Source organism: Oxalobacter paeniformigenes (genome assembly GCF_027158465.1).
GTDB classification, from domain to species: Bacteria; Pseudomonadota; Gammaproteobacteria; order Burkholderiales; family Burkholderiaceae_D; genus Oxalobacter; species Oxalobacter paeniformigenes.
In genome coordinates this window covers 273,677-300,225 of record NZ_JAMKYL010000001.1, presented here as the reverse complement: position 1 = coordinate 300,225, position 26,549 = coordinate 273,677, and the positions used below count along the sequence as shown (strand labels likewise).

21 protein-coding genes and 4 tRNA genes are annotated in these 26,549 nt (G+C 54.9%); 15 read left to right on the top strand and 10 right to left on the bottom strand.

Going from position 1 to position 26,549, the window contains the following annotated elements; all coding sequences use genetic code 11:
- The first annotated feature begins 73 nt into the window (after positions 1-73).
- From glyS to gloA, 5 genes are all read left to right on the top strand, one after another.
- On the top strand, positions 74-2,158 hold the full coding sequence (glyS, locus tag NAI64_RS01400; protein ID WP_269297052.1) for a glycine--tRNA ligase subunit beta: 2,085 nt from the start codon (positions 74-76) through the stop codon (positions 2,156-2,158).
- Positions 2,159-2,173: 15 nt separating this feature from the next.
- On the top strand, positions 2,174-2,755 hold the full coding sequence (gmhB, locus tag NAI64_RS01395; RefSeq protein ID WP_269297050.1) for a D-glycero-beta-D-manno-heptose 1,7-bisphosphate 7-phosphatase: 582 nt from the start codon (positions 2,174-2,176) through the stop codon (positions 2,753-2,755).
- Between the two features lie 16 nt (positions 2,756-2,771).
- On the top strand, positions 2,772-3,566 hold the full coding sequence (locus NAI64_RS01390) for a lysophospholipid acyltransferase family protein (protein ID WP_269297048.1): 795 nt from the start codon (positions 2,772-2,774) through the stop codon (positions 3,564-3,566).
- 7 nt (positions 3,567-3,573) lie between these two features.
- Positions 3,574-4,425, top strand: a complete 852-nt coding sequence (locus NAI64_RS01385; protein ID WP_269297047.1) for a M48 family metallopeptidase — start codon at positions 3,574-3,576, stop codon at positions 4,423-4,425.
- Positions 4,426-4,504: 79 nt separating this feature from the next.
- A complete protein-coding gene (gloA, locus tag NAI64_RS01380) occupies positions 4,505-4,891 on the top strand; it encodes a lactoylglutathione lyase (RefSeq protein WP_269297045.1) in 387 nt (128 codons plus the stop codon).
- Between the two features lie 76 nt (positions 4,892-4,967).
- Here gloA and NAI64_RS01375 read toward each other — a convergent pair whose 3' ends face one another.
- Positions 4,968-5,432 carry a MerR family transcriptional regulator gene (locus tag NAI64_RS01375; RefSeq protein WP_269297978.1) on the bottom strand — a complete coding sequence of 155 codons (465 nt, stop codon included), beginning with the start codon at positions 5,430-5,432 and terminating at the stop codon, positions 4,968-4,970.
- 479 nt (positions 5,433-5,911) lie between these two features.
- On the opposite strand from NAI64_RS01375, the gene NAI64_RS01370 reads away from it, so the two are divergent.
- The 3 genes from NAI64_RS01370 (at position 5,912) to NAI64_RS01360 (ending at position 9,292) form a co-directional block, all read left to right on the top strand.
- Entirely contained in the window at positions 5,912-6,253 is a 342-nt protein-coding gene (locus tag NAI64_RS01370) for a hypothetical protein (protein WP_269297044.1), read from the top strand.
- Positions 6,254-6,398: 145 nt separating this feature from the next.
- Positions 6,399-6,492, top strand: a tRNA-Ser gene (locus tag NAI64_RS01365).
- A gap of 322 nt (positions 6,493-6,814) precedes the next feature.
- Entirely contained in the window at positions 6,815-9,292 is a 2,478-nt protein-coding gene (locus NAI64_RS01360) for a DUF262 domain-containing protein (RefSeq protein WP_269297042.1), read from the top strand.
- A gap of 97 nt (positions 9,293-9,389) precedes the next feature.
- On the opposite strand, the gene NAI64_RS01355 is transcribed toward NAI64_RS01360, so the two are convergent.
- Together NAI64_RS01355 and NAI64_RS01350 are read right to left on the bottom strand one after the other, a co-directional pair.
- Entirely contained in the window at positions 9,390-10,382 is a 993-nt protein-coding gene (locus tag NAI64_RS01355; RefSeq protein ID WP_269297040.1) for a helix-turn-helix transcriptional regulator, read from the bottom strand.
- Between the two features lie 300 nt (positions 10,383-10,682).
- Positions 10,683-11,018 carry a hypothetical protein gene (locus NAI64_RS01350; protein WP_269297038.1) on the bottom strand — a complete coding sequence of 112 codons (336 nt, stop codon included), beginning with the start codon at positions 11,016-11,018 and terminating at the stop codon, positions 10,683-10,685.
- Between the two features lie 282 nt (positions 11,019-11,300).
- On the opposite strand from NAI64_RS01350, the gene NAI64_RS01345 reads away from it, so the two are divergent.
- The 6 genes from NAI64_RS01345 (at position 11,301) to NAI64_RS01320 (ending at position 19,045) form a co-directional block, all read left to right on the top strand.
- Positions 11,301-11,756, top strand: a complete 456-nt coding sequence (locus NAI64_RS01345) for an outer membrane lipoprotein (RefSeq protein ID WP_269297037.1) — start codon at positions 11,301-11,303, stop codon at positions 11,754-11,756.
- Between the two features lie 142 nt (positions 11,757-11,898).
- Positions 11,899-13,692, top strand: coding sequence for a cation:proton antiporter (locus tag NAI64_RS01340; protein WP_269297035.1), 1,794 nt, complete (start codon positions 11,899-11,901; stop codon positions 13,690-13,692).
- Positions 13,693-13,895: 203 nt separating this feature from the next.
- On the top strand, positions 13,896-14,582 hold the full coding sequence (rpiA, locus tag NAI64_RS01335) for a ribose-5-phosphate isomerase RpiA (RefSeq protein WP_269297033.1): 687 nt from the start codon (positions 13,896-13,898) through the stop codon (positions 14,580-14,582).
- A gap of 103 nt (positions 14,583-14,685) precedes the next feature.
- Positions 14,686-16,371 carry a transglycosylase SLT domain-containing protein gene (locus tag NAI64_RS01330; protein ID WP_269297976.1) on the top strand — a complete coding sequence of 562 codons (1,686 nt, stop codon included), beginning with the start codon at positions 14,686-14,688 and terminating at the stop codon, positions 16,369-16,371.
- Between the two features lie 194 nt (positions 16,372-16,565).
- Positions 16,566-17,375 carry an enoyl-ACP reductase FabI gene (gene fabI / locus NAI64_RS01325; RefSeq protein ID WP_269297031.1) on the top strand — a complete coding sequence of 270 codons (810 nt, stop codon included), beginning with the start codon at positions 16,566-16,568 and terminating at the stop codon, positions 17,373-17,375.
- A gap of 293 nt (positions 17,376-17,668) precedes the next feature.
- Positions 17,669-19,045: a DEAD/DEAH box helicase gene (locus tag NAI64_RS01320; RefSeq protein ID WP_269297029.1), complete on the top strand. Its 1,377-nt coding sequence runs from the start codon at positions 17,669-17,671 to the stop codon at positions 19,043-19,045.
- 75 nt (positions 19,046-19,120) lie between these two features.
- On the opposite strand, the gene NAI64_RS01315 is transcribed toward NAI64_RS01320, so the two are convergent.
- Complete coding sequence (locus tag NAI64_RS01315) at positions 19,121-20,608, bottom strand: beta-barrel assembly-enhancing protease (RefSeq protein ID WP_269297026.1); 1,488 nt, start codon at positions 20,606-20,608, stop codon at positions 19,121-19,123.
- Between the two features lie 99 nt (positions 20,609-20,707).
- Here NAI64_RS01315 and moaC point away from each other — a divergent pair, with 99 nt between their 5' ends.
- Positions 20,708-21,205 carry a cyclic pyranopterin monophosphate synthase MoaC gene (gene moaC, locus NAI64_RS01310; RefSeq protein ID WP_269297023.1) on the top strand — a complete coding sequence of 166 codons (498 nt, stop codon included), beginning with the start codon at positions 20,708-20,710 and terminating at the stop codon, positions 21,203-21,205.
- Between the two features lie 76 nt (positions 21,206-21,281).
- Here the strand turns inward: moaC and NAI64_RS01305 are convergent, their stop codons facing one another.
- From NAI64_RS01305 to NAI64_RS01280, 6 genes are all read right to left on the bottom strand, one after another.
- Positions 21,282-22,532, bottom strand: a complete 1,251-nt coding sequence (locus NAI64_RS01305; protein ID WP_269297021.1) for a DUF2863 family protein — start codon at positions 22,530-22,532, stop codon at positions 21,282-21,284.
- Between the two features lie 125 nt (positions 22,533-22,657).
- Positions 22,658-22,733: transfer RNA gene (locus NAI64_RS01300), tRNA-Glu, on the bottom strand.
- A gap of 25 nt (positions 22,734-22,758) precedes the next feature.
- Positions 22,759-22,834, bottom strand: a tRNA-Glu gene (locus NAI64_RS01295).
- Positions 22,835-22,839: 5 nt separating this feature from the next.
- A tRNA-Ala gene (locus NAI64_RS01290) sits at positions 22,840-22,915 on the bottom strand.
- 177 nt (positions 22,916-23,092) lie between these two features.
- Positions 23,093-24,481, bottom strand: coding sequence for a glutamate--tRNA ligase (gene gltX, locus NAI64_RS01285; RefSeq protein WP_269297019.1), 1,389 nt, complete (start codon positions 24,479-24,481; stop codon positions 23,093-23,095).
- 336 nt (positions 24,482-24,817) lie between these two features.
- Positions 24,818-26,482 (bottom strand): OFA family MFS transporter, encoded by a 1,665-nt coding sequence (locus tag NAI64_RS01280; RefSeq protein ID WP_269297017.1) that lies wholly within the window; start codon positions 26,480-26,482, stop codon positions 24,818-24,820.
- Between the last annotated feature and the right edge of the window lie 67 nt (positions 26,483-26,549).

Here is a 26,549-nt window from a genome sequence, read left to right as displayed (position 1 = left end):
ACCCGGAAGGCAACATTGAACTGACAGATATGCCGGAACATACCCGCCGGCAAAGAACGTAAAAAGGCTAACCATGAACCAGACACTGCTTGTCGAACTGCTGACCGAAGAACTGCCACCCAAGGCGCTGACCAGGCTGGCCGAATCCTTCGCAGGCACCATCGAAACAAGCCTCCGACAGGACGACTTCCTCACCGCCGAATCGAAAAAAACCGTTTATGCCACCCCGCGCCGCCTGGCCGTGACCATCACACAGGTCCGTGACGTCTCGCCGGACAAGCCGATCCGCCAGAAAGTCCTGCCGGTCACCGTCGCCTTCGATGCCGATGGCAACCCCACCGCACCGCTGAAGAAAAAACTGGCGGCCATGAACATCGCCGACATCGACATCTCCACACTGGAAGTCGCCAGAGACGGCAAAAACGACTGCCTGTTCTACAACTTCACCGCCAGCGGCATCCCGCTTGCCCGCGCGCTGCAAAAGGCCGTCGAAAAAGCCGCGCACGACCTGCCCGTCCCCAAGATGATGACCTACCAGCGTCCGGACGGCGAAACCGTCGAATTCGTCCGCCCGGTTCATGAAATCGTCGCCATGCACGGCGAAAACGTCATCCCGATCGCATTGCTGGGCCTCTCCGCCGGCCGTACCACACACGGCCACCGTTTCCTCTCGCAAGGCGAAATCGGCATCCTGGCGGCCGACTATTATGCCGTGACACTCGAAACCCGTGGCAAAGTCATTCCGGGATTCGATGCACGAAAAGAACGCATCCGCGCCATGCTCAACGAAAAAGCCAAGGGCGACCGCGTTCTCATGCCGGAATCCCTCCTTGACGAAGTCACCGCACTGGTCGAATGGCCGATCGTCTATGAATGCCACTTCGAGGAATCCTTCCTGGAAGTCCCGCAGGAATGCCTGATCCTGACCATGCAGACCAACCAGAAATATTTTGCCCTGACCGATCTCGAAGGAAAACTGCGTTCCCGTTTCCTCATCGTCTCCAACGTGGAAACCAACACCCCGCAACGCATCATCAGCGGCAACGAACGCGTCATCCGGCCACGCCTTTCCGACGCGCGCTTCTTCTTCGAACAGGACAAGAAAAAACGGCTGGAAGACCGCCTGCCCGGACTGGCCAACGTCGTCTATCACAACAAACTCGGCACACTGGCGCAACGTATGGCGCGGGTACGCCTGCTCGCCGTCTTCATCGCCGGCAAGATGGGCATCGACACCGCACTGGTCGACCGTGCCGCACGCCTTGTCAAAGCCGACCTGCTCACCGAAATGGTCGGCGAATTCCCTGAACTGCAAGGCATCATGGGTACCTACTACGCCCGTCATGACGGCGAACCCGAAGAAGTCGCCATGGCATGCACCGAACACTACCAGCCCCGCTTCGCGGGCGACGCATTGCCCGTCACCCCGACCGGAACCGCCGTCGCGCTGGCCGACAAACTCGAAACCCTCGCCGGCATCTGGGGCATCGGCCTGCAACCAACCGGCGACAGGGACCCCTTCGCGCTGCGCCGTCACGCACTGGGCATCCTGCGCATCCTGATCGAGAAAAAACTGCCGCTCTCCCTGCGCGCCATGCTCGCCGAAGCCGTCGGCATCCTCTCGACCAACGCCACCCTGACCGATCCGACAAAAGGCGTCCTCGCCTTCGTCATGGACCGTCTCAGAGGCCTGTTGCGCGACCGTGGTTACTCCCCGGCAGAAATCGAGGCCGTACTGGCACAAAACCCCGACCGCTTCGACAACCTCATCGACAAACTCGAAGCCGTCCGGACTTTCGCCGCCATGGCCGAATCCGCCTCGCTGGCAGCCGCCAACAAACGCATCACCAATATCCTCAAGAAATCCGACATCAATGCCGGCAATGTCCATACCGACATCCTTGTCGAAGACAGCGAAAAGAAACTCTATGAGGATATGAGCGCCATCCGTCCGGAAGCAGACCGGCAATTCGCATCCGGCGACTATACCGGCACCCTCAAAACGCTGGCGAAACTGCACGACGACGTCGACGCCTTCTTCACCAACGTCATGGTCATGGCCGAAGATACACGGCTGCGCAACAACCGCATCGCCCTGCTGAAAGAACTGCACGCCATGATGAACCAGGTCGCCGACATCTCCAAACTGGCAGGCTGACACGGAAAACAGACCATGAAACTCATCATCCTGGACCGCGATGGCGTCATCAACGAAGACTCCGATGCCTTCATCAAGACACCGGACGAATGGATACCCCTGCCCGGCTCGCTCGACGCCATCGCCCGGCTCACCAAGGCCGGGTATACCATCGTCGTCGCGACCAACCAGTCGGGACTGGGGCGTGGCTACTTCGACATCATGACCCTGAACGCCATTCACCAGAAAATGCAAAACGCCGTCAAGGCCGCCGGCGGCCAGATCGAAGCCATCTTCTTCTGCCCGCACACCGCCAGCGACAATTGCGACTGCCGCAAACCCCGGCAAGGCATGTTCAGCACCATTTCCGAACGCTTCGACACCCCGCTGGAAGACGTCCCATCCGTCGGCGACTCCCTGCGCGATTTGCAGGCCGCGTTTCTGGCCGGATGTACCCCCATACTCGTATTAAGCGGCAAAGGCAAAAAAACCCTTGAAAATGGCGGCCTGCCCCCCAAAACCATCATCTTCGACGACCTTTCGGCCGTAGCCGACCACCTGCTCGAAGCCGATCAGAAAAACAGCGCCAGCCGGGACAAAAACACCGAAACCCCATAACCCGCCCGCACGCCACATGACGGAACAAAGCCCAGCTCCCCTTGCCGCTTTACCCGACATCCCCGGCAAACCGGCATCAGGCCACACCGAACAACTGCTGCGCTCCCTTACCTTCATCGCCATCTGGAGCCTGTTCACCCTCCTGTGGGCCTGTTTGTGTCTCATACTGTGCTGGCTGCCCTATCCCGGTCGCTACTACCTCATCTCGCGCTGGAACATCGTCACCATCTGGCTGCTCGAAACCGTCTGCCACATCCGCTACCGCATCAAAGGCCTTGAAAACATCCCCGACGGACGCGTCATCATTCTGGCCAAACACCAGTCCGCATGGGAAACCATCTTCATGCTCGCCCACCTCAAGCGCCCCGTCGCCTTCGTCCTCAAAAAAGAGCTGCTTTTCATCCCCTTCTTCGGCTGGACACTCGGACTCCTGCGCATGATCCCCATCGACCGCAGCAACAAAACCCGCGCATTCCGGCAACTCGTCGCCCTCGGCAACAGGCGACTGAAACAAGGACTGTGCATCATCATCTTCCCGGAAGGCACCCGCATCGCCCCCGGCAAAAAAGGCACCTACCAGCAAGGCGGCACCCTTCTTGCCGTCAAAACCGGTGCACACATCGTCCCCGTCGCCCACAACGCCGGCGAATACTGGCCCAAAAACACCTTCATCAAAAAACCCGGCCAGATCACCCTCTCCATCGGAACAGCCATCGCACCGGACAACCGCACCCCCGGCGAACTCATTCGACAAGTCGAAAACTGGATCGAAACCGAAATGCGCAACATCTCACCCCACCATTACCGCTGAATACGCCATGCCAGCCAGAGAACCACACACCATCCAGGGCGACCTGTTCGACACACTCGCACGCCTGTTTACCGGCAAACCCCGCACACGGCGCAGCACCCCCAAAAAACCCGCAACAGGCGACAACAGCATCCTGCGCACCATCACACTTGACGGCACCCCGCTCACCTACCGCCTGCGCCGCTCCGCACGGCGCACCATCGGCTTCGTCATCGACGAAACCGGCCTGACCGTCACCGCACCGACACGCTGCACCATCGCCATCATCGAAGACGCCATCCAGCGCAAACGCCGCTGGATACAAAACAAAATCGCCCTGTACCGGCAACAAAACCTCACAAAACCGATCCCGCCGCACTGGGAAAACGGCAGCACCCTGCCCTACCTCGGCAAAGACATCACCATCGTCATCGAAACCGCCGCCACACGGCGCATCACCATCCATGCCGAAACAGACCGCCTCTGCATCCGGATACCCGCAACAGCCACACAACCGCCCGAACTCGGCACACACCTGAAAAAATGGCTCAAGACACAGGCGCACACCCTGCTCGCCCAGCGCCTTGAACACTACGCCGCCCAAATGAACGTCAGCTACGACACCTTCCGCCTCAGTGGCGCACGCACCCGCTGGGGCTCCTGCTCCGCCAAGCGCCACATCCGGCTCAACTGGCGACTCATCCACTGCGACATCACCCTCATCGACTACGTCGCCATTCATGAACTGGCACACCTCACGGAAATGAACCACAGCCCCCGCTTCTGGGCCATCGTCCGGCAATGGTACCCGACCCCGGAACAGGCACGCCAGCGCCTGCGCGAACAATCCGCCCGACTGTTCAACCTCTTCGGCGAATGAACACAACCGGCAATCCCCGTTTTCCGGCCGGGTCACTTCGATTTACAATAACCGCCATTACGACAACACAGGAGACACCATGCGATTTCTGCACACCATGCTCAGAGTCGGAGACCTCAACCGCTCCATCGACTTCTACACCCGCGTCATGGGAATGAAACTCATCCGCACCAGCGACAACACCGAATACAAATACACCCTGGCCTACCTCGGCTACGCCGCCAACCCCGAACAGGCCGAACTCGAACTCACCTACAACTACGGCGTTTCACAGTACGACATGGGAACCGCCTACGGCCACATCGCCCTCTCCACCGACGACATCGTCGCCACCTGCAACCGCATCCGCGAAGCCGGCGGCAAAATCACCCGTGAACCCGGCCCCGTCAAAGGCGGCACCACCGTCATCGCCTTCATCGAAGACCCCGACGGCTACAAAATCGAACTCATCGAACAAAAAGACTGACGCCTGCGGCACACAAAAAAGCCCCCGACCTGCCAGACAGGTCGGAGGCACGGACACAACCGGCACGACAACCGATTCAAACGTTCGAACCGTCCCTGACCACCCGCGTCACCGCCGCCAGCAACGCAGACAAATCCCCCGAAACGGCCCCATCGGCCAGCATCTTGTAACACAACGCAATCAGACGTCCCTTCACATCGGCAGACAAACCGACACCCTCATCCAGATCCCACTTCTCCAGAATCTGCGCCGCCTCCGCCAGCATTCCGGCATCGAGCGCAGCCGCATCCTTGCCGGCATCATCATGCCGAACCAGATAGCGCCCCGTATTCTGGCTCACCATCCTGCCCGCCATCGCACCATGCGCAGCTACCAGATAACGATCCGGAATCTCGAACACCCGCCTGATACCGCCGATACCATACTGTTCCTCATAACGCCAACCCTCCCGTGCAGCCCGCGACAAAATACTCGACTTCGTCGTCGGCAAACCCGGCAAACGCATCCGCGCTATCTCAGCGGCAGTAAACAAAATCTTCATCAAGACACTTATCTCTTGCGAACAAAAACGACAAAACACTCAAAACAGAACACGGTATCCCCTTTACCGGAAAACCGCCTGCAAAACGGAAAACAAAACACTTTACAAAACACTTGCGAAACACTACAATACACTTGTAATATCCGCAAGAGTGCATTCATTACAGACGAACCAGCACCCCATCCAGCGGCACACGACACTATGCCAACCACAGCATAACCGCCGACAGACACCCGTCATCCATTCCGGTCAATCATATATTGAAAAGCACCTCTTGTGTGCTTTCCTTGCGGTACCGAAACAACACTCCACAACCACCCCTCACCCCGACACCTTGCAACACCTGCGCCACCTTCCGATACACACCCGTACACCCGCCACATTTCCCAATGGCGGACCCATCCTCTGACTATTGTCAAAATAACATCTTCCTGAACGTCGACAATACATAAAACCAACCGACCAACCCAGGAGTCACCATGAAAGACGACCAGACCAGAAGCTACCGGAAACGCTACGAAACCCACACCGACAAACCCGGCACATACGACCCGAACAACCTATTGAGCAGCCTCATCAACACCCTCAACCTCAAAAACGACGCCGCCCTCTCGCGCGCCCTCGAAGTCGCGCCCCCGGTCATCAGCAAAATCCGCCACGGCCGCCTGCCCGTCGGCGCATCCCTGCTCATCCGCATGCAAGAAGTCAGCAACATGAGCATCCAGCAACTGCGCACGCTGATGGGCGACCGCCGCCGCAAATTCCGCATCAGCGACAAACAATACAAACCCGGACGGGAAAACAGCGGGCCGCAAGCCTGACCGAACACCCGAAAAACCACACCTCACCCCTGCACCGGCCTGCACAACGAAAAAAGCCACACAACAGCCGCCATTTATTATTGACCGCAAGCCGGCAACCCGCTATTATCATGCATTCCACTGCTTTTGAAAAAACAGGCAGAACGGAGATGTGGCCGAGAGGTCGAAGGCACTCCCCTGCTAAGGGAGCATACGGGCCAAAACTCGTATCAAGGGTTCGAATCCCTTCATCTCCGCCATCCAGTGATGGAAACGGAACGAACAGACAAGCCGTGTCAAACCCGAGTTGGCGCGGCTTTTTTGTTGCCTGAAATACCGTATATGACACGTCACGCGGCAAATTGTCGTACTTTTCCGGAAAACCGTCTGCCCCCGTTCCCGTTACCATAGCGCATCTGCAAAACACACTTTTGTCAGACATCCTTTTCCGTGCATAACCTGCCGGGCATCGACTGTCGAACCTATACCCCGTTGTATCAGACTGTATTACACTGATCTCTGTCGAAAAGTCGCATGACGGGCAAATGCCTTGCCAACCAGACTGTCCCTCGAGGTAATCACATGCCAAAAGATATATCTTGCAACGAACCGTATTCAGGCAATACTGCCGACCAGCACATCTTCGCTCTGACCTTATGGGATATCGCATCCTGGCAAATTACGGATAAAACACTGTCGGAACAGAAAGCGTCCTTCAGGCCGGAAAGCCTGAAGGGGCAAACCGGCATTCATGCCGGTTTGCCCACCTTGCAGCGCGGCGCTGTCTGGCGCGCCCGTCAGATCGAACTGTTCTGGGACTCTTTGCTTCGCTCGTTTCCGGTCGGTTCACTGCTTCTGGCAAAAAAAATTACGGGACAGGATACACGCCCTTCTCCGGTAACCGGTTCAGCGCCCGAAGCGTCATACCATATTCTGGATGGACAGCAGCGCAGCAATGCCATTGCATGGGGTTTTTATTTGCCTGAACAACCGGAAAAAAACGGCAAGGGGAAATATACCTTTCCCCCGACTGAGGACACGGCGGGAAAAAACAAGGCGGCAAAAAGTATGTTATGGCTCGATTTGATGCCATTCGATGATGACCATCCGAACAGACCCTCCAGAACCAGCCGCAAATACCTGTTCCGGCTGACGACGACAGCCCATCCATGGGGGTATTCTGTCGATGACAATGCCTCTCGGCTTCCTTATCACGATATCGAAAATTTCAGGAAGACCTACGACGAGGTCGTTTCATCTTCAAATGAAGGTTCCGGTAACAAGACGTACCATGTCCATGCCAGTGTGCCGCAACAAGCCGTCCAGCCCATTCCCATGGGATTGTTGATGAAATATGCGAAAAACAGTACGAATGGCATCTCCATCGACTGGAAAAACCTGCTCGAAAATCCATGGATCGCTTTCATAGACGACTGGCTGACTTGCCGCAATAAAATTGCCGGAACGGCAGATAAGGATTCATCCGTGACATTAAGCAAATGGCTCGAAGATCACCAGGAGAAGATCATAAAATGGCTCTCGCCACTGCCGCATATAATCATTCCCGCCATCAATTGTTCAACCGGTTTTTACGATGAAAATAACGAAAACAGCAATGTGGACAATGCAGCCCTGATTTTCGAGCGTATCAACAATCAGGGATCGCCCATCAGTCAGGAAGAATTGCAATACTCGTTGATAAAGGCTTATTTCCCTGCTGTGGAAAAAACGATCAATCACATCGAGGAAAAACAAAAGGGTTTGCCTACCGGAGAAGCCAGACTGGTCCGGCTTGGTGTCAGGGCGGCACTGCTGACGGTCAAACCGGCAAACAACCCGGACAGAGAAATACTGCCCTATAAGGAAAAACCACCGTTCACCCATATCGAGACAGAAACCATTCGTTCATGGTTTAAAGGCAATGACAAGGAACAGAATGTCATCAAGGAACAGAATGTCATCAGGGCATATTTCAATAAGAATGACGCTTCCAATGATTCCAATGATTGCCTTTTCAAAGCAATCGAATGGATCGAAAACCAACTTGTATACCGGCACAACGGCAAAAAAGAACCATATACCCTGCATCCCTATTTGCGCAGCAGTATTGCATGGAGCAGTCCCGATGTTTATTTATGGTGGATGTTGCTGGCTGAAGCGTTCAATTACGGCGAACTGGATGCCAGTGAAAAGAAACGCATTCTTGCCATCTCTACCGTCATACACTGGTTCGGTTACAAAAACAAAAAGTCCGATCTGGCCAACGACCTGATCAAGGAAATCCGGAGAAAACAGAACGATAACACGCCCGTCGAAATCGATGCATTCAAGCTGCCGCAACCCGGTACCGACAATAACCTGATGGCTTTCCTTGCTCCCCCCGATGCCTTGCTGGATGCACTTGGCAAGGGACTGAATGCCCGCTTCAGGGAAGCCTCTGAAGGAAAATCGCCCCTCCTCGCATACAATCCTGCTTCTCTCCTGACCGATGAAAAGGCGCAATCGTACCGCGATATCGTTTCCATACTGTCCCAAAAAACCGAGCTTCTGGTTTATGTCCAGCGCGACTATCTTGCCGAACTGGCTGTCGGTTACGATCCATCACAACGTTCCCTGTGGGAAAACCATAACCGTCCATGGGATTATGATCATATCGTGCCCAGCAATTTTTTCGATGGCACCGGTTCCTCGAAATCAGACTTCATCAAGGCTTACTATCTGTGCAAATGCCTGCAACAAAGTATCGGCAATCAGACTGCACTCTCTTTTTCGGAAAACCGCAGCAAAAACGATAAATCGCCATCTTCCCTATCCGACGAATACTGGTCCAATGCCTTTTGTTACACGAAGAAGTCGCCGGATGAATTGAAAACATTGAAAGCCGGTTTTACTTGCGAAAAAAACGATTTCCGGACCTCACCGAAAAACAGCGGAAATGCGGCAAATGACAAGGCCAAAGCATTCGCGGAGGCGGCACTGAATCGTATGATCGGAATTTACAGAAAATGGTATGACGACCTGGGCGTCAGGGATGTATTTGATACATCATCCGGTTCCTGAAACCGTTTCAGGTGACGATCTCCCGTCCTGAAGCCCTACCGCTTCAGAACGGCATTCTGCATCCATTTCCCCGTCAGAACGCCCGCACGGCCGCGCCCTACCGCGCTGCCGGTTCCGGCGTTTTTCCGACCGGTTCTTTCGTCACGTTCCAGACATCCCCGCCGAAGCTGTTGAGCCAGCGTTGCAGCCTGCCGGAATCGACGACGGTGGCGGTAAAGACGTAATGCGTTTCGTGTTCCTCACAGGTCTGGTCATCCGACAGGGGGGATTCCAGAATGTAGTAAGCGCAGGCTTTCGTCATATGAAAGCACAACCGGATACGGACACCGTCACCGACGCCGAAATGGCCTTCCTCGTTGTATTTCGCCAAATCGAAGTCGGCGGGACGTGTGAAGGTGAACGCCGTCACTGTCGCCGACCGGATACGGTGCAACGCCAGAATCCGCTCGTTGTCGTATCGTTTGAAACGGCATACCAGATACAGGCGTTGTCCCTGCTGTGCCAGTCCCAGCGGCATGACGTCGTCCTGCCGTTCATAACCGCTTGCATTGCGGTAGGTCACCGACAGCCAGCGGTTTTCATACAATGCCGTGCTGACCGCTTCCATGACGTCACTGTCGATCTTCGGAGGAATGAGCGGCTGTGAATCGCTGATGACCAGCACCTTGTCGAGCCATTCTTTCTGTTTTTGCGTATCCTGTCCGAACGGTGAAAGCTGCGAACGTGCCGTTTTGAAAAAACTGTCCAGGGATTTCACGATATTGGCCGGCAAGAGATAGCGCAAATGCTGTTCCGCCAGCAGCAGCATCAACGATTCATCCGGTTTCAATGCCGACAGTGACAGTCCGGATGCCTCGGGTTTCCATGAATAGCCGTAGGGTCTGCTGCGGTCGTCCCGCTCGATATACTGGCTGAAACCGTCGCTTATCGCGTCAAGTTGCCGTTGCACGGTGCGCAAGTCCCGTTCCCATCCGGCATCCCTGAGTTCCTGATGCAATTCGGATGCCGTTACTTTCCGGTTGCGCGGAATACGGCGCAACAGTTCGATCACCAGCATGACGGTATCGAGTTTCCCTTGTTGTTTTGGCATGTTCCCTCCGGTGAGGCTGGTCTGGCATGGTACGGTACGGCTGCTGGTACAGACAAAAAATGTTGCTGTATTGCAAGATTACGGCTTGTATGCCGTACTGTCAAAACACTTGTCGTACAGATGCCATACGGCATGACATGAGATGCTGTCCTCTTCAGGGCAGGCCATAACCGGCCGGAATGTGCAAGGCAACCAGCCACGGAATTCAAGAAGCGGACGAAATCGGAAACAGACCGGCTCGCGCTGCGAAAAACGCAAGCCGAAAAGGCGCCATGCCGGATTGCACGGCATGAAAATCTCTTACAGATCGAGCAGTTTGAAAAGGCCGTACACGATTCCGGCCCCGACAAGCATGGTCACGGTCACCATGATCAGGTAAATCTTGCGTGCACCGGGCGGCACGACGGCGGTACATCCTGCCGACATGTATTCCTGAAACTCTTCGTCAGGCTGCACGATCGGGCCGCCGCTGATAATGGGCCCCGATCCGGCAGTATTGCCGGCATTGATGATCGGCCCTGCATTGATGATCGGGTTGGCGTTGACGATCGGATTCTCCGAGACGGAGGCGGCAACGGCCGGATCGGTTTGCGATCCTTTGGCTTTTTCCGGGTTGTCTTGAACAGGTACGGACATGGACTGGCTCTTCGCAAAAATGGACAAAGGTGTTCCTGTCGGGGGAATTACAGTAACACGCTGTTTTTATTATACTAAAATAATTTTCCCGTGATAATTGACCCGACACGGCAAATTGCCGGATATTTTCGTCGTCCAATCGTTTTGCCGATGCGGTCACGCAAATGCTTTCATGCACTTTTTACAGTATCATTAGCAAATAACCTGTTTTTATGATCGGTATTCCGTTCGGCGAAACATCTTGATCCAACACTGAATTTCATACAGCCTGAAAGGATGATAATGAAGAAACTGCAATGTGGCGTCATTCTGGCAATGGCGCTGATGATGGCTGCCTGTACCACCAATATCAGCCCGGACACCTATTCCGTCGATGCCGTCGGCGACGTCACCCGCAGCGTGCCCGGTGTCGTCATCAGTGCACGTCCGGTCAATGTCGAGGGCACCCAGAAAATCGGTGGGCTGACCGGTGCGGTAGCCGGCGGTGTGGCGGGTTCGGCCATCGGCGGCAATGATCGCATGCATGCGCTTGGTGCCATCGGCGGCGCAGTGATCGGCGCGCTGGCAGGCTCCGCCATCGAAAAAGGCGTCACGAACCAGACCGGTATCGAATACGTCGTCAAGACCGACAACGGTGAAACCCTCACGCTGGTTCAGGGACCGTCCCCGGCTTTTGTGGTCGGCCAGAAAGTCATGGTGCTCTACGGCAAGCGTGCCCGTATCATCGCCGCCCAATAACCGCGCTTGCGAAAAGCCCGTGGATACGGGCTTTTCATCTTTTCTGTCACGTTGCGGCCGATCGGCGGCAAATTGCCGGCCGGCCATTTTCGATCCGGTATGCCAGTGCCGGCTTTCTTTTTATCCGTAAGCGGGTTGGATTATGCACGACAGCGTCATCACATTCATTCAGGATCTGGCCGTCATCATGATCGTGGCTGCGGTCGTCACCGTCATTTTCCACCGTCTGAAACAGCCTGTCGTGCTGGGTTACATCGCCGCCGGCGTACTGGTCGGCCCGCATACCCCTCCGTTTTCACTGATCAATGACGAACATACCATCAAGGTACTGGCCGAGCTGGGCGTCATTTTCCTCATGTTTTCGCTGGGGCTCGAATTTTCGTTCCGAAGGTTGCTGCGTGTCGGTGCAACGGCCCTGATCGCAGCCGTACTGGAAATCGTGGTCATGATCTGGATAGGCTACCAGATCGGCCTGTGGCTCGGCTGGAACAACAATCTCGACGCGCTGTTCCTCGGCGCCATCCTTGCCATTTCCTCCACGACGATCATCGTCAAGGCGCTAAACGACCTGAAGATGAAAAACGAGCGTTTCGCCCAGCTGATTTTCGGTGTCCTGATCGTGGAAGACATCCTCGGTATCGGCCTGATCGCCCTGCTTTCCGGTGTCGCGATTTCCGGCAGTGTCAGCGGCAGTGACGTGGCACTGACCATCTCCAAACTGACGCTTTTCATGGTCGTCGCCATGCTGGTCGGCATTCTGCTCGTTCCGCGTATCCTGTCTTACATCAGCCAGTTCAGAAGCGATGAAATGCTGCTGGTGACGGTTCTGGGTCTGTGTTTCGGCTTTTGCCTGCTCGTTGTCAAGCTCGAATACAGCATGGTGCTGGGCGCTTTCGTGATCGGTGCCATCATGGCCGAAGCCCGCGAGTTGCATCGGATCGAACAATTGATCGCTCCGGTGCGCGATATGTTTTCCGCTATCTTTTTCGTCGCTGTCGGTCTGCTGCTCGATCCACACATCATGGTCCGGTATGCCACGCCGATTCTCGTCATAGCCGGTGCGGTCATCATCGGCAAAGTCGTCAGCTGTACCATCGGCGCGATGATCGCCGGCAACGACGGACGCACTTCGCTGCGCATGGGAATGGGCATGTCGCAAATCGGTGAATTTTCGTTCATCATCGCCTCTCTCGGCATGGCCTACAAGGTCACCAGCGATTTCCTTTATCCGATCGCCGTCGCCGTATCGGCCATCACCACGCTGACGACCCCCTATCTCATCCGCGCCGCCGACCCGCTGGCGAAACGGGTGGCAAGACTCACGCCTCGCCCTCTTTCGCGCATTGTCTCACTGTACGGCGAATGGCTGAACAATCTGCATCCGCATGGCAACAGTGCAGTGATCTGGAACATGGTAAAACGTATCCTGATCCAGATCGGCATCAATATGGCTGTCGTCATCGCCATTTTCCTGTGCAGCGCCTATCTGACCATCAATCTGGGCGATGACTTTCTCGCTTCATGGATTGATGACGCTGACTGGCGCAAGTCCCTGATCTGGGGTTCGACGCTGGTGGTCTCCCTGCCGTTTCTGATCGCCGCGTTCCGGAAATTCAAGGCGCTGTCGATGATGCTGGCGGAAATGAGTGTCCGCGAAAGCGTCACGGGCCGTCACACCCAGCCGGTACGCCGTATCATCAGCGAAATCCTTCCCCTGCTGTTTCTGACCGGCACGATGCTTTTCCTTTCGGCTTTAAGCGCCAGTATCCTGCCGAAAAGGGAGTCGCTGATACTGGTCATTTTCTGCATCATCGCCATCGTATTCGTCCTGCGCCGCTGGTTCGTCCGCATCCATTCAAGGCTGCAAATCGCCCTGTACGAAACGCTGGATCATGAAGAAGAAAACGAGCAGGAAAAAAACGCCAAACCTCACTGAACCTGTCAACCGTTTCGTCCCCTGACCCGTTATCGGCCATACCCGGAAAAATCGTTGACCTGACACAAGATTGCCGTTTTTTCTCCGGATAAAAATTGACTTATCCACACCTTACAGGCTAAACTGACACGATCTGACGTTAAAACCGGTCAAAATATCGTATTTTGCCGTTTTGCAACCCGGTATTACCCTATTCGATAACCATGTCCCAGGATGAACTGAAACTTTCCGTCGCACGTGCAGCCATCGACTACGTTCCCGACGGAAAAATCATTGGCGTTGGAACCGGTTCCACCGCCAATTTTTTTATTGATGAACTGGCGAAAATCAGGGATCGCATTCCTGCCACGGTCGCTTCATCGAAAGCCACCGCAGAACGGCTCGAATCGCACGGTATCCGGGTACTTGATCTCAACGAGGTCGATTCCATTCCGGTCTATATCGACGGTGCCGACGAAATTTCGGATTCCGGTGCCATGATCAAGGGTGGCGGCGGTGCGCTGACACGTGAAAAAATCATCGCCTCGGCAGCAGACCGTTTCATCTGCATCGCAGACGAATCCAAACAGGTCGCCATGCTTGGCCGTTTTCCGCTCCCCGTCGAAGTCATCCCGATGGCCCATCGCCTGATCGCCCGCAAGCTCGATGCGCTGGGCGGCAGCGCCAGACTGCGCATGAAAAACGATGCTCCTTTCGTCACGGACAACGGCAATTACATACTGGATGTCTCGGGTCTGCAAATCGCCGATCCGGAAGCGCTGGAAGCGGAAATCAACCATTACCCCGGAGTCGTCACCGTCGGTCTTTTCGCACGGCGCGGCGCCGATGTTTGTCTGCTGGGAAGCCCTGCAGGCGTGAAAACCTTGACGTTCGGGCGCGGCAAACCGTGACGGGCCCGGCGAAAGTGCACTGTCCATGACGGTATTTCCCCGTTTCACGCCATGGACAATGACCGGATGCTGTATTTCAGAATAACGAACCGACTTGACTAAAATGACGTATAAAAACCGCATCAAGTTTCTGGTACTCGCCATAGCGGGCTGCTTCATCACGACAGCACCTGCACTGGTTACCGCCAGCGACATTTCCCTTCCGAAATACAGCAAGGATGCACAACTTGCTGCCTTCCACTCCGCCTCCGATCTCGACATCGCCGACGACCTGTTACTGGAAGAAGACGATCCGCTCACGGAAATCCTTGCCATCAACGAAGTCGATATCTGGGGACGTATCCGTTCCGGCTTTGCCATTGCCGATCTGGACAACCCGCTGGTCAAAAATCACGAAAACTATTTTTCCAGACGGCCGGAATATTTCGAACGCACTACCCAACGCGGTTCCAAGTATCTGTTCCATATCGTTCAGGAACTGGAAAAACGCAACATGCCGACGGAACTGGCACTGTTGCCGTTCATCGAATCAGCCTACAACCCCTATGCCCGCTCGATCGCCAAGGCCGAGGGCCTGTGGCAATTCATTCCGAGCACGGGTCGTCACTACGATCTGGCGCAAAACGCTTTCCGTGACGAAAGACGCGACATCATTTCCTCGACAGACGCTGCACTCACCTATCTGCAACGGCTTTACAACATGTTCGGCGACTGGCAGCTGGCGCTGGCTTCCTACAACTGGGGCGAAGGTTCCGTCATGCGAGCCATCAAGAAAGCCGAACGCGCAGGAAAACCCATCACGTTCAACGGCATCGCCGCCTATATGCCGGCTGAAACCCGCAATTACGTTCCGAAACTTCAGGCCGTCAAGAACCTGATCGCAAGCCCCGGCAGATACGGGGTGGACTTGCCACCGGTGGAAAACCAGCCTTATTTCGTCACCATCGGCAAGACCCGCGACATCGACGTGAAAGTCGCTGCAAAACTCGCGGAAATGTCTCTTGACGATTTCCGCGCACTGAATCCGCAATTCGGGCCATACGTCATCGCAGGGGGCAACGAAGTCAAAATCCTGCTGCCGAAAGAAAACGTCGAAAAATTCCAGAAAAATCTTGCACGCTGGCATCATCCGCTTTCTTCATGGACAGCCTATCAGGTCACGGGTACACGCGAGAAAATCGAGGACATTGCCGCCCGCTTCAACACGACGGCCGACGTCATCCGGCAAGCCAACAATATCCCGCCCAGAAGCGTGCTGAAATTCGGCTCCGCCATTCTGGTTCCCAAACCGACAGGCTATAACAAGGACATCGCACCCGAACTCGTCGAAAACGCGAAACTCGCCTGGGAAAGAGACCTGCCTGCCACCCGTCTGGTTCGCGTACCTGTCAGAAAACCGGTCAGACTGGCCTCGATCGCCAAACGCTACCGCGTCAGTGTCGCCGAGCTGAAGTCCTGGAACCGTATCAGCGGCGATACCGTCGGCAAGGGCACGATCCTGAAGGTACACGTACCATATGGCAGGGCCGCTTCCCGTCAGGAAGGCCGTGTCATCCGTGCCGCCGAAGTCAGACCGTTGCGTAATGCGAGAGCTTCCCGCGTCAAAGTGGTCATGGATGCACGCAAGGACAAAACCGCAAGAAAAGGGCTGGTCAAATCCGGAAACAGCCGGTCTGCCGCCAAAGCGGCACCCTCGCGCAAGCAGGCGGCTTCTCCAGTCAAAAAACAGGTTTCCGCGCGGAAAGCGCCTGCAGCCGGAAAGGCCGCGAAAAACCGCAAAAAAGCCTGAAAATGACATTTAACGGTTAAAAATGGAGTGATCAAGGCACAACAGTTGCCGCAATCTGTTTGAAGAACTACAATCTTGCCAGACAGATTCCGCCAGACCGCCAATGAAATATTGCGTTTGACGGATTTTTATTACCAGAAATTTCCCGTCGACAGACGGCTATCTATTTCACAAGTTTAGTTTTGGAGTCATGCATGGCTTTCTTGCAAGGTAAAAAAATACTTATCACCGGTCTGTTATCGAACCGTTCCATTGCCCTTGGCATCGCAGAAGCGTGCAGGCGTGAAGGCGCCGAACTGGCATTCACCTATGTCGGAGAGCGTTTCAAGGATCGCATTACCGCCTTTGCAAAGGAGCTGGGCAGCGATATGGTGTATGAATGCGACGTCAGCAAGGATGAACACATCACCAACGTCTTTTCCGAAATCGAAAAATCCTGGGGCCGTCTTGACGGCCTCGTCCATTCCATCGGTTTTGCCCCCCGTGAAGCGATCGCCGGTGATTTTTTCGATGGATTGAGCCGTGACAACTTCCGTATCGCACACGACATCTCCGCGTACAGCTATCCTGCACTGGTCAAGGCAGCACGTCATCTGATGGGTCCGGGTTCCGCCGCACTGGCGCTGACCTATCTGGGTTCCAGCCGCGCCATCCCCTATTACAACACCATGGGACTGGCCAAGGCATCGCTGGAAGCCAGCGTACGCTACATGGCAGAATCCCTCGGCAAACATGGTGTCCGCGTCAATGCCATCTCGGCAGGCCCGGTCAAGACGATCGCCGCCAGCGGTATCCGCGATTTCAACATCCTGCTCAATTTCGTCGCGAAAAACGCACCGTTGCGCCGCAATGTCACGATCGAGGAAATCGGCAATGCCGCCGCCTTCCTGCTTTCCGATCTGGCATCCGGCATCACCGGTGAAATCACTTATGTCGACGGCGGTTTCTCGCACGTCATGGGTCTGAACACCGACGGTGTCATTGCCCAGAAAGACAACGCATAAGTGCCGTCTGGCACAATAAATCCGGATATCCGGCACGACAAGTCGGATATCTGGTATAATTCACCTATCGGGCGGGCAATACCCGCCCGATAACGTTAATGGCATTGCCCGCCTGTTGCATGATCTGTTCATACGCTTCATAAAGCCCTTCCGCCTTTTGTGTTTCCGACACTGTTCCGGCGCAAAGCTTTTGTGCCGGTAGTCTCTTCACGCTATCTTGCCGCGTAAGCCGTGCATTGCTGTTGCTTCACATTCCCGCAAGGGAAACCACCGTTTTACATCTGAGAGAACAAATGACATTTGAAACACTGGGATTGCATCCATCGATCCTCAAGGCGCTGTCCGACATCCATTACGATGCGCCGACTACGGTACAGACACGTGCCATCCCGTCTGCCATGCAAGGCAAAGACTTGCTGGTATCCTCACAAACCGGCTCCGGCAAAACCGCCGCTTTCATGTTGCCGGCACTGCATCGCTTCGCCTCGTCCGGAACGGAAAAAAACCGCAAGACAGCACGCCAGACACCACGCGGCGCAAAAAACGGTACCGTCCGCCAGCTGGCAGCCAGCCCCAAAATGCTGGTTCTCACGCCAACACGTGAACTGGCACAGCAAATCGTCTCATCGACAGAGCAATACTGCGCATACCTCAAACATATCCGCACCGTCGCCATTCTCGGTGGCATGCCCTATTACAGACAAATGCAGCTTCTGGGCCGTCAGCCGGACATTCTGGTGGCAACACCGGGACGCCTGATCGACTACATGCAATCCGGAAAAATCGTGCTGGAACATCTCGAAATCCTGGTACTCGACGAAGCCGACCGCATGCTCGACATGGGCTTTGTCGAAGATATCGAAGCCATCATCGACGCCACACCAGAGACCCGCCAGACCCTGCTGTTTTCAGCGACGCTGGACGGGATCGTCGGCGACATGGCGCAACGCATCACACACGATGCCGAACAGGTACACATCGCCTCGTCATCCACTCGCCACGAGCACATCGACCAAATGCTCCACTTCGTGGACAATACCGATCACAAAAACCGCCTGCTCGACCACTGGCTGAAAGACCGCTCGCTCAAACAGGCACTTGTCTTCACCGCGACCAAGCGCGAAGCCGATCAGGTCGCCGACCGACTCGCCATCGCCGGTTTTCCGGCAGCCGCCCTGCATGGCGACATGCCGCAACGCATGCGCAACCGCACGCTGGAACGCCTGCGCACCGGAAAAATCCGGATTCTGGTCGCCACCGACGTTGCCGCACGCGGCATCGATATCCCGACCATCACGCATGTTTTCAATTACGACTTGCCGAAATTCGCGGAAGACTACGTCCACCGGATCGGACGCACCGGTCGTGCCGGACGTCGCGGACTGGCCATCTCGCTGGTTTGTCCTGAAGACCGTATCCATATCCGCCGTATAGAACGCTTCATCAAACAAGCCATTCCGGTCAATGTCATCGCCGGCTTCGAACCGGCCATCCTGCCAAAACCGTCACCTTCACGACGCAAACCCGGCTGGAAACCCGCAGACAGAAAACACGCCGCCAAAGCCGGACAGCGTCATTTCGGACAACCGGCCGTGCCGATCCACCGCAAAACGCAGCGTACCCACTCCGGGCGAAAGCACGCCAACGACCGCGCCACCCAACACGTATAACCTGGTGCAGCGACAGACATATACAAAAAAACAGCCGGATATTCCGGCTGTTTTTTCGCATACCTGCAAGACCTTTCAACGTTTTTTCATCTCTTCCTTGACGATGGCTTTCCACTCCCGTTCATACGCATCGATCACAGACTGATCGTAAAACGTGACATCCTTGCACTTTCTCGCCAGTTCGAGCTGTTCCAGCGCTGCCGAATAGGCGCCATCCAGACTGTACGATTCCGCCATCGCGATATGCATCAACGCCTTCTTCCCCTGCGCGTCATACACCTTGGCCAGCTGACGCCGCAGGGTCGCATCTTCCTTGTACATCTGTACCTGCTTTCTCAGGTAACGCACCACGTCGTTATATTGGCGTGCAACGAACATCGCATTGGCATACTGATACGCCAGTGCCCTGGACGATGGAAAACGGGAAACGGCTTCACGGGCATCGCGAACGGCCTCGGTCGCCTGACCTGCCGCCAGCTTGGTTTCGATGGCTAGACTGTTCAACGCAAGGCTCTGCGTGGCCGCCTTTTCCCCCACCACTTTTCTCACTTCCTGCAAATGCTGCCTTGCCTTTTCAGGATTTTTTTGCATCAATGCCGCCAGCGCCAGTCCATAATTGCCTGCCGCCATATACAGTTTGCTTCCGCTTTTGACCTGTTCGTTAAAGACCGCCTCGGCGTTGATGATACCCTGTGTGCTGTCATCCTGGAGCAACCTCGCCTTGGCACGTATCAGATAAAAATCCAGATCGTCCGCATGCTGCCGGTACGGCTCACGGCGGACCCTGGCCTCGATATCGGCGATACGTTCGGAAGTCAGCGGGTGTGTCCGCAAATAGGGAGACGGTGCATCGTTGTAAGTACGGGTCGCCACCTGCAACCGTTCGAAAAACGACGTCATGCCGTTCGTATCGAAACCGGCACCTTTGAGAATCGTGAAACCGACACGATCCGCTTCCTTTTCGGCATCCCGCGTGAAATTGATCTGTCTCTGGATGGCATAGCCCTGCCCCCCCACCATGACCGCGCCAAGCGCATCGCCACCGGCCTGCGCCGCCAGAATCGCCAGCGCGGTCGTCGCGATCGGAATCAGGATATCCTGATTCCGCTGGGTCAACATACGTGCGATATGACGCTGAGAGACATGTCCGATTTCGTGGGAAAGTACTGAGGCCAGTTCCGATTCACTCTGCGCCGCGAGCAACAATCCCGTATGCACCCCGATGAATCCGCCCGGAAAGGCAAATGCATTCAATGTTGGATCACGAACGGCAAAAAACGTGAAATCATTGACCAGCTCACCCCGTGTCTGCGGATCGGCAGACACCAGCCTGTTACCCAAATTGCTCAGATACTCCGTCAGAACCGGATCGTTGACATAAGCCGGATCACGCCTGACCTGCGCCATGATTTCCTTGCCAAGCTGATACTCCGCCACCGGACTCAACTCGCTTCGCGCCGTATCGCCCAGGCTCGGAATTTCCGATTCGGCCAGCGCGACCGGAGACTGAAGACAACAAACAGCCAGCAACGATGCAGCAAGCGTTCTGAAATATCGGTTCATGCAGTTATCTTGTTATAAAATCGGAAATACGATCAAAACCATATCATACAGACAGTTTGCCATCATTTCATACTGTCCCCATCTGCTGCCGCATTCTTTATGTCACAAAACAAACCTGCCGAAAACAGTAACCGCTCACTGACCCACTTCGACACTTCCGGCCAGGCACACATGGTCGATGTCGGAGACAAGGCAGACACACACCGTGTCGCCATTGCCAGCGGATACATCCGCATGCATCCCGAAACACTGGCCGTCGTCAGGGATGGTACGGCAGGCAAAGGCGACGTACTGGGCATCGCCCGTATCGCTGCCATCATGGGCGCAAAACGGACATCCGATCTGGTTCCGCTATGCCACCCGATCGCCCTGACCCGCATCACTGTCGATTTTTCATTGCATGACGACGGCATTTCCTGCCATGTCCGGACGGAGACCGTCGGCAAAACCGGCGTTGAAATGGAAGCGCTCACTGCTGTCCAGACCGGCCTCCTGACCATTTACGATATGCTGAAAGCCATCGACCGTGGCATGGTCATGACCGACATCAGACTCCTTGAAAAAAGCGGGGGACGTTCAGGCGTATGGCGGGCATGAACCGCCGGACAAAAAGCCGCACGACGGCATATCCGCAACCGGAAAAACGCCGCACAACACCCGGCTCATCCGTCATTCAGTGCAGGCGCGTTTCCTTTTTCGCGTCTTCCGGCATTTCCGCATGCACCAGTTCACCATTCGTATCGGCGAAAAGCGGCGCGCCGCAATCCTCGCAAAACTCCATGGCGAAACGCTCGACGGCCGTTTTCTCGAAAGAAATCCCCATTTCGCGCAACAGCTGGAAAATCTGCAACAACTGCTTTCCGCCACGGCGTGAAGACGCCGATGCATGCCCTTCCAGCTGCGCCGGAAAATTCACACCCTCGACTTCTTCCGTTCCATATACCGGCCAGACAATGCCGTAAATGATCCGCGGGTCATCCTTGAGATAGAAACTGATACGGTATTCCTCGACCTGTACTCCATCGAGATCCTTCCCGAACCCGCCGATCACGGCACACAGACTATCCGGCTGGATATCCAGCGCATGTACCAGATAATGCACTGCGGCCTTGATCGTCGAAGGACGGATTCCCTGATCCGCCTTGCGACATGTATTGAAAAAACCACCAGGCAACAGCAGTTCAAGATTGCAACCAGGCAACACATCAGCCATAATCGGCGTGACTTCATGCTGCCAAAGCTTCAGGCATTCCTCTTTGACCGTCTCGAAACCAGCCGGATCGGAACAGGCCTGCCAGCGGAAAAGCGGTTGGCCAGCCTCGGCCATGACACCCGCCAGCAAATAACGTCCGTCAGCCAGAAACGGTACCGTTTCCTGACGTGAGGACAACTCGAAATGCGCCCCCTGCACGATCGCTTCGACCAGCCCTTGCGTCACCGCCATCACATCGATATGCGAATACGGCAACTGATCCACGGCATAAAGACCCGGCGCCATCGCGAAACGTACACCATTGGCCAGAATCAGGCGTGAAAAACGGTCTGAGACCGCATCGATTACATCCTGCGGCAACGGACCCGACGCAATCGAAAAACGCGTCCATGCCAGAACAGGAATGGCGACCAGCAATATCTGATACTGCCGTCCATCCAACTCGACAGTTCCCGACTCGCTCAAGGCTTCAGCCACTTCCAGCAAACAGTTATATGCTTCCATATCCGTTCCGAACAGATATTCGATAGCATCGTTCAGGACAGACTGTTTTCTGGCATGTAACAGCTTCGAGACCAGTCCTTCAAGCTTCTTACGGCAAAATTCGCTCTCCAGTGAACTGGATGCATAAAACATCTCCAGCGCAAGCGAAACCAGACGCTGACTGTCGGCACTGAGCCTGGATGACCCCGTTTTGGTAAACCGTCGCATGATCGATCAAAAAGAAAAAGGAACCTGTTATTGTAGTGGATTTTCCGGAATACGGCACATTGAAACGGCTGGATTTTCCGTCCCGACAAAAAAGGGGAACCGGCAGCGTGTACAGGAAGGGAAGATGGCATCTCCAAGGGGATTCGAACCCCTGTTCCCACCGTGAAAGGGTGGTGTCCTAGGCCTCTAGACGATGGAGACACAACACACCGGAAAACCGGTCAACTGGCATCTCCAAGGGGATTCGAACCCCTGTTCCCACCGTGAAAGGGTGGTGTCCTAGGCCTCTAGACGATGGAGACACATCTGGTGGAGGTAAGCGGGATCGAACCGCTGACCTCTTGCATGCCATGCAAGCGCTCTCCCAGCTGAGCTATACCCCCGAAACAGAAATAAAATTATAGCAGAACTTTTCGAATTTTTACAATTTTCATTTGCAAAATTGCACAGATCATACACATGCCGGACATTTCGGTAAATGACAACAGTCAAAACAGCCGGCTGCATACATGTTCCGGTCGGAATTGTATGCCAACCGACCGGATTTTTCCATGCCGTTTTTACAACCCTTTCAGGCGTGACAATACCGTTTCTCGTCCGAACAGGCATACCACGGCATCAATCGACGGCGTATGCAACTGCCCGGTCAGCAGCAAACGCAACGGCATCGCCACCTGAGGCATTTTCATCTTGTTCTGCTTCAGCAGTCCTTTCATCATGGCCGACAAGGCCTCGCGTTTCCACTCGATTGTTTCGACTTCGGCTGCATACGCTTTCAATGCGGCGCGAGCGGCATCCGTCAAATGCTGTTTGAGCAATTCCGGATCGGGATCCGGCTCACGGTAAAACATCAGCGAGGCATTCGCCAGTTCATTGACCGTATTGACGCGATCTTTCATCAGCGCGATCACATCCTGCAAGGCAGGTCCGTTTTCGAGCTTGACGCCCATCTTTTCCAGCTGTGGACGAACCAGCGCTTCCAGTCTGGCGTTGTCAGCCTCACGAATATAATGATTGTTCAGCCAGTTCAGTTTTTCCGTATTGAACTGTGCTGCCGATGAAGACAGATGATCGAAATCGAACCATTCACAGAACTGTTTCATCGAAAAGATTTCATCATCACCGTGGCTCCAGCCTAGCCGTGCCAGATAATTGAGCATCGCTTCCGGCAAATAACCGGCTGCAGGATACTCCATCACCGATACGGCACCATGCCGCTTGGACAATTTTTCACCGTCGTCACCCAGAATCATCGGCAAATGGGCATATTCGGGTACAGGCGCGTTGAGCGCTTTCAGAATATTGATCTGGCGTGGTGTATTGTTGACATGATCGTCGCCGCGAATCACATGTGTGATCCCCATATCCCAGTCATCGACCACCACGCAGAAATTGTATGTCGGCGTACCGTCCGAACGCGCGATGATCAGATCGTCGAGCTGGCTGTTGGAAATCGTGATCTTGCCCTTGACCCGGTCGTTCCATGTCACTTCGCCTTCCAGCGGATTTTTGAAACGCACCACCGGGTTGACACCTTCCGGAACCGGCGGCAAGGTTTTGCCGGGTTCAGGACGCCATGTCCCGTCATAACGCGGACTTTCACCGGCGGCTTTCTGGCGTTCACGCATCGCATTGAGCTCTTCCGGCGTGCAATAACAATAATAGGCAGTCCCATCCTTGAGCATCTGCGCGATCACTTCACGATAACGATCCATCCTTTTCATCTGGTAAAAAGGACCTTCGTCATGCGTCAGATTCAGCCACTTCATACCATCCAGAATAGCCTGCACGGCCTCGGGTGTGGAACGTTCCAGATCGGTATCCTCGATTCGCAGGATGAACTGGCCGCCATGATGACGGGCATACGCCCAGGAATACAATGCCGTACGTGCGCCGCCCAGATGCAGAAAACCGGTCGGGCTCGGAGCAAAACGAGTTCTTACAGTCATGATGAAATCGGAATGAATAAACGAAATTTCTATTTTACCGCGTCGTCATCGGCATAGCGCAATTATGTCCGCATTATCGGCACTGCACACACATCGATGTCTCTTTCAGGATTTCCGGAACACACTCGTATACGACAAACCGGACCTGCATCACGGTCCAGTCCCGGCATTGTCCGCACTGACCGGCAAACCGCCCTGTCGGCGAACAAAACACCACGAATAAACGATCTGACAACGCATTAAACAAAATATCGGATATAAAAATGTCCGCATGGCTTGCGCACATGCGGACAAGGATTTGATGGACAGCCCGGGTGCTAAGGCTGTCGCGGATTATCAAGCAAACATCTTGGCTGTTTGCAGAGCCACCTGATAAACGCCCCAGACCAGCGGGATACCTACGATCAACCAGCAGATAACCAGCGTACCGGCGGAAGTCGGTTTGGCAGGCGGAACGACACCGGATGCCTGTGCCTTGGCAACCTTGTCTTCCAATGCAGCCTTGACGGCCTTGACTTCTTCTTCGGTCATATAGTACTTGCTGCTGACCGGACGGATCATGATAGCGAAGAAGAATTCAATGACCAGGAAGCAAGCCATGATGTACAGCGTGACAGAATATGCCTGTGCCTTGGCAACACCTGCATTCAGCTGCATATCGCGGATGATGTTGATCAGCAACGGAGACAGCAAACCAGCCGTGGACCATGCCGTCAGCAGACGACCGTGAATAGCACCGACGAACTGGGTACCGAACAGGTCGGCCAGATAGGCAGGAATCGTCGAGAAGCCGCCGCCGTAGAAAGAAATACATACGCAGACTGCGCACAGGAACAGAACCAGGTTCAGGGACGAAGCCAGGGTCGGAATCGAGGCATACAGAACGGCGCCGACGATGGAATAGATGAAGTAAACCGTCTTGCGGCCCAGTTTGTCGGAGAGAGATGCCCATACGACACGACCACCGATGTTAAAGAGTGAAAGCAGACCGGTGAAACCTGCCGCAATCATGGCCACCTGACCTTTCTGTGCATCGGTCAACTGGTCGAACGGAACACCCGGCATACCGATCAGGTTACCGGCGAACACTTCCTGAAGCAGCGGGGATGCCATAGCCAGAACGCCAATACCCGCAGCGATGTTCAGGAACAACATGAACCAGCAGAACCAGAACTGAGGCGTTCTGACAGCCTTGCTGGTGGAAACGTTGAAGGAAGAAGCTTCGATCAGGCCACCGTGACCGTCGTCGACCATGTTACCGGTGTTCTTGGGTACCCAGCCTGCCGGTTTGTATCCGGACGGAGCGACCTTGATGGTGAAGCAGCCCAGCAGCATCATGACGGTATAGCAGCATGCCATGACGAAGAAAGCCTGCCACAGACCGACGGAAGTGGAGGTACCGAAAAAGCCGATCAGTTTCTGTGCCAGAGGACCACCGACCATAGCGCCGCCGCCGAAACCGCCGACAGCCATACCGGTTGCCATACCGACACGATCAGGGAACCATTTGATCAGAGTCGAAACCGGCGTGATGTAACCCAGCCCCAGACCGATACCGCCGATGATGGCGGACAGCCATGCGATCCACAGCTGGTGGGTGAAGGTGGCCAGAGCCAGCATGAAGAAGAAGAAACAGAAGCAGCAGCAGGAAGCCAGACCGCATTTACGTGGGCCGACGTGTTCCAGCCAGTTACCGAGAATAGCGGTCGTTGTACCGAGCATGAAGAACAGGATACTGAAAATAACCGCACACATCACGACTTTCCAGTCGCATTCAGTGGTAAACAATTGAGTGAAAATACTCATGTCCGCAGGACATGCCAGAGCTTTGCCAAGGCCTTTCGATACACCGACCAGCTTCGACATTGGCAACCAGAACACGGACATACCGTAACCCATACCTACGCATAGGTGAATCATCAATGCGGAAGTAGGTACCAGCCAGCGATTGAAGCCTTCGCCAGCAACGGTATATTCCTTACCTAGCTTCAAAAAAGACATACCATTCTCTCCTTACACCCTATGAAAAAAAATTGAAAAATATATTCGAGAAAAAATGATACCATCG

Coding starts and splice junctions, on each gene's coding strand:
- rpiA (WP_269297033.1), top strand. CDS start 13,896: ATGTCCCAGGATGAACTGAAACTTTCCGTCGCACGTGCAGCCATCGAC.
- NAI64_RS01305 (WP_269297021.1), bottom strand. CDS start 22,532: ATGCGACGGTTTACCAAAACGGGGTCATCCAGGCTCAGTGCCGACAGT.
- gmhB (WP_269297050.1), top strand. CDS start 2,174: ATGAAACTCATCATCCTGGACCGCGATGGCGTCATCAACGAAGACTCC.
- NAI64_RS01360 (WP_269297042.1), top strand. CDS start 6,815: ATGCCAAAAGATATATCTTGCAACGAACCGTATTCAGGCAATACTGCC.
- NAI64_RS01280 (WP_269297017.1), bottom strand. CDS start 26,482: ATGTCTTTTTTGAAGCTAGGTAAGGAATATACCGTTGCTGGCGAAGGC.
- NAI64_RS01385 (WP_269297047.1), top strand. CDS start 3,574: ATGCCAGCCAGAGAACCACACACCATCCAGGGCGACCTGTTCGACACA.
- NAI64_RS01390 (WP_269297048.1), top strand. CDS start 2,772: ATGACGGAACAAAGCCCAGCTCCCCTTGCCGCTTTACCCGACATCCCC.
- fabI (WP_269297031.1), top strand. CDS start 16,566: ATGGCTTTCTTGCAAGGTAAAAAAATACTTATCACCGGTCTGTTATCG.
- NAI64_RS01320 (WP_269297029.1), top strand. CDS start 17,669: ATGACATTTGAAACACTGGGATTGCATCCATCGATCCTCAAGGCGCTG.
- NAI64_RS01350 (WP_269297038.1), bottom strand. CDS start 11,018: ATGTCCGTACCTGTTCAAGACAACCCGGAAAAAGCCAAAGGATCGCAA.
- NAI64_RS01375 (WP_269297978.1), bottom strand. CDS start 5,432: ATGAAGATTTTGTTTACTGCCGCTGAGATAGCGCGGATGCGTTTGCCG.
- glyS (WP_269297052.1), top strand. CDS start 74: ATGAACCAGACACTGCTTGTCGAACTGCTGACCGAAGAACTGCCACCC.
- NAI64_RS01370 (WP_269297044.1), top strand. CDS start 5,912: ATGAAAGACGACCAGACCAGAAGCTACCGGAAACGCTACGAAACCCAC.
- NAI64_RS01355 (WP_269297040.1), bottom strand. CDS start 10,382: ATGCCAAAACAACAAGGGAAACTCGATACCGTCATGCTGGTGATCGAA.
- gloA (WP_269297045.1), top strand. CDS start 4,505: ATGCGATTTCTGCACACCATGCTCAGAGTCGGAGACCTCAACCGCTCC.
- NAI64_RS01315 (WP_269297026.1), bottom strand. CDS start 20,608: ATGAACCGATATTTCAGAACGCTTGCTGCATCGTTGCTGGCTGTTTGT.
- moaC (WP_269297023.1), top strand. CDS start 20,708: ATGTCACAAAACAAACCTGCCGAAAACAGTAACCGCTCACTGACCCAC.
- gltX (WP_269297019.1), bottom strand. CDS start 24,481: ATGACTGTAAGAACTCGTTTTGCTCCGAGCCCGACCGGTTTTCTGCAT.
- NAI64_RS01330 (WP_269297976.1), top strand. CDS start 14,686: ATGACGTATAAAAACCGCATCAAGTTTCTGGTACTCGCCATAGCGGGC.
- NAI64_RS01340 (WP_269297035.1), top strand. CDS start 11,899: ATGCACGACAGCGTCATCACATTCATTCAGGATCTGGCCGTCATCATG.
- NAI64_RS01345 (WP_269297037.1), top strand. CDS start 11,301: ATGAAGAAACTGCAATGTGGCGTCATTCTGGCAATGGCGCTGATGATG.